At 63.9% G+C, this 1,636-nt stretch carries 3 protein-coding genes; 2 read left to right on the forward strand and 1 reads right to left on the reverse strand.

Annotation, left to right across the window (positions count from 1 at the left end; all coding sequences use genetic code 11):
• Window positions 1-193: 193 nt before the first annotated feature.
• Window positions 194-631, reverse strand: coding sequence for a hypothetical protein (locus ABZ345_RS47390; RefSeq protein ID WP_359862349.1), 438 nt, complete (start codon window positions 629-631; stop codon window positions 194-196).
• Between the two features lie 113 nt (window positions 632-744).
• On the opposite strand from ABZ345_RS47390, the gene ABZ345_RS47395 reads away from it, so the two are divergent.
• Both ABZ345_RS47395 and ABZ345_RS47400 read left to right on the forward strand, forming a co-directional pair.
• Window positions 745-1,101, forward strand: a complete 357-nt coding sequence (locus ABZ345_RS47395) for a hypothetical protein (protein WP_359862350.1) — start codon at window positions 745-747, stop codon at window positions 1,099-1,101.
• A 103-nt stretch (window positions 1,102-1,204) separates the two neighbouring features.
• Window positions 1,205-1,414 carry a hypothetical protein gene (locus ABZ345_RS47400; protein ID WP_359862352.1) on the forward strand — a complete coding sequence of 70 codons (210 nt, stop codon included), beginning with the start codon at window positions 1,205-1,207 and terminating at the stop codon, window positions 1,412-1,414.
• Window positions 1,415-1,636 lie beyond the last annotated feature (222 nt).

Below are 1,636 nucleotides of genomic sequence, written 5' to 3' on the forward strand. Positions count from 1 at the left end.
CTGACCATGACCGCCTGAACGGCCATTGGCCGCAGGCGATGCCGCTGTCACCCGTCCCCGCCAACACTCTTGATCATTACGGGACAACCTTTAGGCATAAGTTGCAGGTCCATCATCGTGCACCTTCGCTCTGCCCCTTTTTTGAACCGGTTGCTGTCAGCCGGTCCTATCGGTCAGCGCAGCCCTGGGGACGTCACTTGTCCTTGTCCTCCAAGCGCTTCAGGCGCCGCTGGAAAAGTTCATCGTCAGCCACGGTGCTACTGAGCTGAAACGTCACCCTGCTCCCGGCGCCGGCCAAGCAAGCGGCCGCCTGGTCGTAGCCGTGCCGGTGGCGATAGGCACCGGCCACGTGACCGAGCAAGGTGTTGCCCTTCAGCGACCAGAACATCTCGTAGATGACATCAGCCCCACTCGTCGCGTCGAGCTCGATCGTCGACCGGGCGTTGGACTCGATGAAGTCCAGCAGCGCCTCGTGCGCGTCGGCGACAGCCAGCACGTCCTTCGGATCGTGCTCGGCGTTGAGGCAATCTGACACGCTGGTCGCCGCGTTCTCCTTCTCGGCGCGCGCCCTGTCGTACGCGATCTCGGAGCGGATCCACGCGATGAGCTCGCTGACACCTGGTGCACTCATGCAGGTCATTCTCGCCGAGCTGGAACGCCCGATGATCTGAACCGAAGGCCGGGCCGGTTCGGGCGTGGGTGAACTAGGGTCTCGAAGATCTAGAAGCCCAGGAGGAGCCGATCATGGCAGTCGCCACAGCAACGCTTGCGCCGCAGCTGCCGACGTGCCTCGACCGGTTCGCGCGCTCGCTGGTGGTGCCGTCCAAGCTGATGGCGCTGCACCCCCGCAGACAAGGCAATCCCGGCAACGCCGTGGCCCTGGCTCCCGCCATCGCTCTGGGCATCATCTCGGCCTTCGAAGGCTTCACCGAGGACTTTCTCGCGACCGCGTTCTACCTACAGGGACAGAGCTTCGGCCAGATCGCGAAGAAGCTGAACATCAACAACCCTGACATCGAAGACACCGAGAAGCTGATCAGCACCAACTTCCCGAAGCTCGCCTCGTCGATCGGGACCGGGGTGGGTGCAACACACACTTAACTGGGCGCAAATCAAACAAGAAGCCGCCGGGTGGATGCAGGTGAGGCACTGCCTGACCCACGGCCTGGTGAGCGGTGCAGGACCCGAGGTGTGGCCGGCCCCTATGCGAAAAGACAAGCCCCATGCCTCCACAGTGCTGCGTCCGAAGCTGAACGGCCGCCACTCCGTCAACTTGTACGGCGCGATCAGCTGCGCACGGGTGTACCGCACCGGTGCGCAGCACTTGGCCGATGTCGTGGCCGCGGACCTCAGCCAGAAGTTGAACTGGAGCAGCGTGCCGAAGTTCGAACTGGAGACCAGCCCGTCAAGCTGAAGCTGACCTCGGGGTGGCACCGCACGCCGTGACTGGCGGTTCGGGAGGGCCTGAAGGGACGTCGTGCCCCCTCCCGAACGAGGTGTTCAGACAATCGGCCACGTGATGGAGGCCTTTACCGTCTGTAAGAGCCTGTTGGCGAATGGTTGCGCGAGGTCGGCGCCTCCATCGACGCGGCGGAATGGGTGCTGCTCGGCGAGCTGGCCAGGGGCGCGAACCAGC

The sequence above is a fragment of the Lentzea sp. NPDC005914 genome, assembly GCF_040629405.1.
Classification (GTDB): Bacteria; Actinomycetota; Actinomycetes; order Mycobacteriales; family Pseudonocardiaceae; genus Lentzea.